We start from the raw sequence: 5,907 nt of genomic DNA on the forward strand, positions 1-5,907 counted from the left end.
ATCTGCTCTAGCCAATTTGGCGATTTGAGCAGGGAAAATAACGGTAGTTTCCTGAAGATGCCTCAAAAAACAGTACAAATGTCCTAATTTTATTTTTCTCCCAGGAAAACGAATCAGCCCTACCTTAAAAAGGGGGGAACGAAAAAAAGTCCCCCTTTTTAAGGGGGATTTAGGGGGATCAAACGCAGACGAGGCCAACATTTGAACGTTATGTATAAGCAGTAGCCCTTAGGGAGAGGGGTTGGGGGTGAGGGCTATCAAAGTCAATCAACCAGGTGGTGGATGGTCTGCGGGACTCCTGTTTAGTCTTGGCTCTCGTGCCATGGCTCCGCCGGACAGGATCACCACACTAATCAGAAGCATGGTGATCGAGCCAGCGGGCGAGGTTGACGATCCGGAGGGCGGGCCAGACTTGGTTAATGTGGGTGGGATGGGCGGGAATGGTTTTGAGGAGGGCGATCGCATCCACATAGGCCGCGATCGCGTCACAATCCCTGATCCGATGCCAAGGAGTTACACCCCGCTGAAGATGGATCAGGAGAGGCTGACCGGCGAGGGCAGTTTTCGGGCGTTCGAGCACGGCGGGGGGGAAGGGGGTGCGGCGTTGACGGGGGCGATCGCGCAGGGTTTCCCGCAGGAGAGTTTTGTCTACGAACCACGGCAGGGGCGGCAGAGCGAGGAGATAATTCAACAGCCGCAGATCGAGAAACGGAAAGGGAAATTCTAAGGGGAAGCCATGGAACCCCGGATCAGAGGTTTCAAAATTCAGCCGCCAGAGGGGATGGAGCAGGTGATGATAGGCGCGATCGCGTCTTGGATGCACGGTGGGCGGGGCTTGGTGATACTGCTGCCATCGTGCTTGGCACTGTACCCGCGCCGCAAAGTCCGGGTTTAACCAGGTGGGATAGGTTGGCCCTAGGTCATCGCGATTCGTTCGCGATCGCCAGCGAGCTTTAATCCCCGTACCCCATTGGGGGCGTTTTTGCTCGGTCACAAGACAGCGCCACAGATCCCGCATCAGCAGTCCGGTGGGCATGCCGCGCCACAGTTCCGCCACCGTTGAGGGGCGCATCCCTTCATCACCCCCTTGGCCATAGAGCAGGATACGACTGTGACGGGCCAGGGTGGGATAGTGCCACTGTTGTAGTTGTGGAAAGAAGCTCAACGTTGGTTCTGGGGTGGGTTGCCAAGCCTCGAAGGGGTGAGCCTCGCCCGATTCGAGGATCTGGTGAGGGAGGTGGAAGGCGGCGGCGGTGTGGGCAGCGGCGGCGGGTTCTGGGTCGGCAAATAATGACTGATAGCTGAAGGTGAACGCCTGGATTTCAGGACGGGGGGTCTGGTCGTGGAGGGTGGCGGCAAGGAGGCCAGAATCAAGACCGCCACTGAGGAGGAGGCCGATCCGATCGCTCCGGGTGCGATCGCGCACCGCCCTTTCGAGATGATCTTGAAAGTGGAGAATATAGCTGCGGGGATCGCGATACCGGATCGGTTCCGGGACGGGTAACGTCCAATAGCGCCGCACCTGGAGGCGATCGCGCCGCACCGAGAGACAATGCCCCCCTGGGATGGCTTGGATCGCTTGAAACGTCGTAATGTGGGGATTTTGATGGACATCGAAGAGCATTAAATCCGCGATCGCCTCCTCATTCAATGCCGTTGAAACCTGCGGGTGGGCTTGAATCGCTGCGATCGCCGTACTCACCACCACCACCGGCCCCACTTCGGCATAGTAAAGCGGCTTAATCCCCAACTGATCCCGCCCGCAAAATAAACAATCGCGCCGTTGATCCCAAACCGCAAAGGCAAAATCCCCCTGGAGATAGTCCACACAGTCTTCCACCCAAGCCAAATAGGCCATCAACACCAACAGCCCATCGGGAGCCGTCACCGCCACCGGATACCCCGCCTGATAGAGGCGATCGCGCAATTGCGCCCGGCCATCCAACCGCGCCGATGCCGTGATCCACACCTGACCATCCAGGGCCAAGGGCTGCCGATCCGGGTCGGTATCAGTTTGCACCGTGAGTAACGTATGGCCCAACGCGATCGGCGGCTGCTCCTGCCAAAGGGTTTGAGCATCGGGCCCGGACGAGATTAACACCGTTTGGATCGCGTGCAGGACGGTCGGATCACAGGGTTGGCCGTCCCGCTGCCAGAGGGCAAACAGACCGCTCATAACTCACCCTGCCCCAGGCCGGGGTTAGAAAGGATCGTCCGGTGATTGCGCCGGAAATCGAGCCAAGAGGGTCTCAAAATCCGCCATAAGCTGTCGTTCATTCGCAGACGTAAACCAGGGAACATGGACAAAGATCGCCTCACAGGGCCACCGCACCGTGGTGAGGTGGGCGAGGACGTTAAAATACAAACCTTCACAGACAAACTGACCCGCATCATGGCTGATCGCGGTGCAGGGGAGATCGTGAATCAGGGACTGGAGATCCACGGAGGTTTTCCGGGTGAGAGTCCCTTGGCGGGCATTGGATTCGACGGTGAGGTGCGATCGCGTTTCAGCCATACCACAACAGATCACCCCATCCGGTTGGAGGGTGTCGATCGCCATGATCACCGCTTGGCTAGCCGACTCAGTCTCAACGGGCAAACGACGTAGCAGCGTCAGACAACCATGGGGCCAAGTGATCGGATTCAGCTTCGCCAAGAGGTCATCGGACGCATTCGAGGTTTGATGGGAGAGCCAGGGTTGAAACGATGTTAATAGTAAATGTTTACTCATCCTCGAAGTCAGAGTTGACTGCCGCACTACCACCGCTCACCGTGACGAGGTCGATTTGCTGGCGGTAGTAATCCACACTTTTAACCTGGACTTCAACGCGATCGCCCAAGCGATAGGCCGTGCGATTTTTCCGACCCACCAAACAACTATGGCGGGAGCGATATTCATACCAGTCATCTTTTAAGGAACTGACATGGACAAGACCCTCTACCATCAATTCTTCAATTTCCACAAAGAACCCATAGGACTGCACCCCGGTAATCCAACCCTTAAAGACCCCGCCCGTGCGTTCCTTCATCCGTTCAGCTTTTTTCAGGCCTTCGAGATCACTTTCGGCATCTTCGGCGATTTTCAGCCGCTCATTGAGATGATGCACCACGGTATGCACATCGGTTTCCCATTGACTTTGCACCGCCGGCGGTAGAACATTCCAGGTTAATTCGTCGTAGGATTGACTGCTACCGAGATTCACCACCTTTTTAGACCGGGTGGTTTTGCGATCGCGCCCCTCCTTAAACAACGTCTGCAACAGCCGCTGCATCAACAAATCTGCATAGCGCCGCCCCGGTGACATCACATGACAATAGCCATCGTAGGCCAAGCCAAAATGCGGCATCGGCTTCGTGCTATAGGTCGCCGGCTTAATCGTCTTTTTCAAAAACTCCGTCAAAATCTTCGGAGCCGGCGAATTGGCGATCTCTTGGGTAAAGCTCTGGTAATCCCGCGAACTCAGATCATCATCGGAGTCAATATCCAACGTCAGATCCAAATTCGTCCCCAATTTCAAAAAGTCTTCCAACTCCATCACATCGGGTTCCACTTGGGCACAGTACAGAGCCGGTAACTCCAACGCCCGACAGTGATCCGCCACCACTTTCCCCGCCAACACCGACAGATCCATCAACATCGATCGCAGCGGCATCGTCGAATCCACCGTAATCGCCCCTAAACGACTTTCATCCTTAAACCCATAGGATGCGGGAGGCGTTTGCAGATCAAAGCCGCCCCGCTGCAAGCGTTGCGCCTTCACCAAAGGAGCCAGGGTGAAAAAGAGTTGTTCGAGCATTTCGCTGGCGTTTTGTAACTCAGCGGGGGTTTCTTCCTGTTGCCCTAAATACCCTTGCACCTGTTGGTAGCTCAGTTGATGATCCACCTTAATCACGCTGGGCTGAATATCAAATTCGATCACCTGACCCGTTTTATCCAGGGTGAGGAGAATGCTGATCGCGAGGCGTTCATGATCCACCGTGAAGGAACACCGCCGCGAAATCGTTTCCGGCAGCAACGGCACGATAAAGTCGTCTAAATACACCGCTGTGCCGCGTTTTTTCGCTTCATTGTCCACGGGGGAACCGGGTTCAATGTAATGGGCGAGATCCACAATGTGAATGCCGAGGAGCCATTGTCCCTCTTCGAGGGGTTCGAGGCTAAAGGCATTTTCAATAATATCGGTGGGCTTCCCTTGCAAACAGTCCTCATCTTCGAGGGTCAGGGTGAACACCGATCGCAGATCAAAACGTTTGTTAATTTCAGCTTTGGCGATTTTGCCGTTGGGGGCCGGTTTGGGGGCGGCTTTGGCTGCCTCTAGGACTTTTTCGCTGAAGCCTTGGGGCAGGTCATGCTTGCAGGCCACGATATCAGTATCGGCGGCGGCCTCAGCATCGGAGCCGAGGATCTTGGTGACGCGACCGAGGGGCAATTTCATCCCGATCGCATAGCGGAGAATTTCCACATGGACGAGGTGATTGATCGCGTCGGCGAGTTCATCCCCTTCGGTTTGGAGGTCGATTTCAAAGAGGAGGCGATCGTCTAAGGGGACGGCGCGATAGCCGTGAGCAATGTGCTTAATCCGGGCCAGGAGGGAGGGGTTAGCGCGATCGAGGATGACTTGCACTGCGCCTTCGGGGGAGCGGCGGCGGCTGCCTTCTTTGATGATCCGCACGAGGACGCGATCGCCGTTCCAGGCATTGCTGAGATAACTCTCGCGCACATAGATATCATCGGCCCCTTCTTCATCTTGAATCGCAAAACAAAACCCTTTGCTCGAACAGCGCAGCTTGGCTTCTACCATGCCGTCCGGTAACACCCGTCGATATTTACCGAGTTCTTTATTCAGTAACCCCACTTTTTCGAGGGCATCGAGGGCGATTTGGAGTTTTTGGGCGCACAGTTCGTCTTCGCAGTCTAATTTTTTTTCTAAAAACTTGGCGGCAACGAGTTTATCAGGACTCAGTTGAGCGAGTAATGTAGCGATTGAAAATTCCATTTTTTTCGTTAATAGTCCTTGTTAAATAGACGAGAATGAGTGGGGGTTGAGGAGGGCAACGGAACTCAGCGCTGAGTGACCGAGCAGAGAACTGTGAACAGAGCTACCGAGCGGTTGAGCGCGGGGTGTTGGGGGGATCTGTCTCAGGGGGGCTGTCGCGATGCGGCTCTACCGCAAAAAACGAGGATTTGCTCACAGCATCCGTGGGGAAAACCGATGGAGATGGTTCATTTTCGGAGGCGAGAGACACTGCACAGGGGCAACGAGTTGATGACGTGAGTGCGATCGCTAGACGGGGAGCTTGGATCTTTGCCGTTCCAAGCTGTGGCGTATCTCCGAAAAAGTAGGCAGACAGATAACCCTGCCATTATTTTAGGTTTAATGGGGACTTTGGCAACTTGTTGAAAGAAAAAAACGCTACAATGTCCTCTGATTAAGATGATTTTTTAGTCAAGTTAGCGATCGCCAACGGGTAGCACAGCCTGCGTTAGGATTTGCGGTGTGACCGCCAGTGCAGCAGACGTGGTGGAGTTGCCCAGCCACTTAGAAACGAGAAACATCATGGGACTAGAACAATTTCGAGCCTGTTATCCAATGGGGGGGGTGATTACAGAATTGGTGCTGTATAAACAAGGTCAGTATGTGGTGCGCTGCTGTTTGGAGGTAGATGGGCGGGCGATCGCCACGGGATTGAGTGCCGCGCCCACGGTGGAGGCAGCGGAAGATCAAGCCCGCGATCGCGCCATAGCCCTCTGGCTCAAAATCCCCAGCCCTGCCCTGACCGCTGCCCCTGCGTCGCCCGCTCCTCCCCCCACCCAAGACCCCAAACCCACGCCCCCACCCCCTGTGGTGCAACCAGCCCCGCCTAAGGCCGCCGAAACCCCGACCCCGGTTTTCACCCCCGATCCCC

Annotated in this window: 3 protein-coding genes and 1 pseudogene; 1 reads left to right on the plus strand and 3 read right to left on the minus strand. The window is 55.6% G+C overall.

What is annotated here, in order from left to right; translation table 11 throughout:
* Positions 1-349: 349 nt before the first annotated feature.
* The 3 genes from PN477_RS19225 to PN477_RS19235 are packed head-to-tail and all read right to left on the minus strand — an operon-like array spanning position 350 to position 4,997.
* Positions 350-2,176, minus strand: a complete 1,827-nt coding sequence (locus PN477_RS19225) for an asparagine synthetase B family protein (protein WP_272118083.1) — start codon at positions 2,174-2,176, stop codon at positions 350-352.
* Between the two features lie 24 nt (positions 2,177-2,200).
* A complete protein-coding gene (locus tag PN477_RS19230; protein ID WP_272118086.1) occupies positions 2,201-2,731 on the minus strand; it encodes a pyroglutamyl-peptidase I family protein in 531 nt (176 codons plus the stop codon).
* Positions 2,724-4,997 carry a ribonuclease R family protein gene (locus PN477_RS19235; protein ID WP_272118088.1) on the minus strand — a complete coding sequence of 758 codons (2,274 nt, stop codon included), beginning with the start codon at positions 4,995-4,997 and terminating at the stop codon, positions 2,724-2,726. The genes PN477_RS19230 and PN477_RS19235 overlap by 8 nt, the downstream gene beginning before the upstream one ends.
* A gap of 501 nt (positions 4,998-5,498) precedes the next feature.
* Here PN477_RS19235 and PN477_RS19240 point away from each other — a divergent pair.
* Positions 5,499-5,907: pseudogene (locus PN477_RS19240) on the plus strand (hypothetical protein); the annotation flags it as partial.

It is taken from the genome of Spirulina subsalsa CS-330, from assembly GCF_028330765.1.
Lineage (GTDB): Bacteria > Cyanobacteriota > Cyanobacteriia > Cyanobacteriales > Spirulinaceae > Spirulina > Spirulina subsalsa_A.

Bases quoted from the DNA above. Each gene is read 5' to 3' on its own strand.
- PN477_RS19225 (WP_272118083.1), bottom strand. From the start codon at position 2,176: ATGAGCGGTCTGTTTGCCCTCTGGCAGCGGGACGGCCAACCCTGTGAT.
- PN477_RS19230 (WP_272118086.1), bottom strand. From the start codon at position 2,731: ATGAGTAAACATTTACTATTAACATCGTTTCAACCCTGGCTCTCCCAT.
- PN477_RS19235 (WP_272118088.1), bottom strand. From the start codon at position 4,997: ATGGAATTTTCAATCGCTACATTACTCGCTCAACTGAGTCCTGATAAA.